At 37.0% G+C, this 514-nt stretch carries 1 protein-coding gene; it reads right to left on the reverse strand.

The window, feature by feature from the left end:
* Window positions 1-91: 91 nt before the first annotated feature.
* Entirely contained in the window at window positions 92-256 is a 165-nt protein-coding gene (locus A3860_RS36080) for a hypothetical protein (RefSeq protein WP_216823588.1), read from the reverse strand.
* Window positions 257-514 lie beyond the last annotated feature (258 nt).

Below are 514 nucleotides of genomic sequence, written 5' to 3' on the forward strand. Positions count from 1 at the left end.
ACAATCCCCCAACTTTTTCACTTGATCCGGCAAAAGCACGTTTATTGCAGGTATTTAAAAAATGATATAACCGTTACTGTTAATGCGATTATTAGTTGTCCCAAACTTTCCAACGTGGATTACAATAGCCAACGATAATATCCATAGTGTCAAGAATTCTATCTTCATCTTTTTCATTTCCTTCGCTTTGCAATTTATTCCTGATATCCGTAAAAATTTGCAAAGCATCTTGTGCAGACATTCCTTCTTCTTTCATTTTTATTAGAATATCTCGAAGACTGTATATATCGTTTTTCAAATATGAAAAAATTAGCTCATGCCATTTCTCTGTCATGGGTTTGAAACTTATGCTTGGCTCAGTATATAAATTGTGACTTTTTTAAACCATCTGTCTTGCAAAGGCGATAAATGAAAAAGGCCGAAACCCTAGTGTATAGACGATTTCGACCTTTGTGGGAGTTGACGGGGTCGAACCGCCGACCCTCTGCTTGTAAGGCAGATGCTCTAAACCAAC

It is taken from the genome of Niastella vici, assembly GCF_002077945.1.
Classification (GTDB): Bacteria; Bacteroidota; Bacteroidia; order Chitinophagales; family Chitinophagaceae; genus Niastella; species Niastella vici.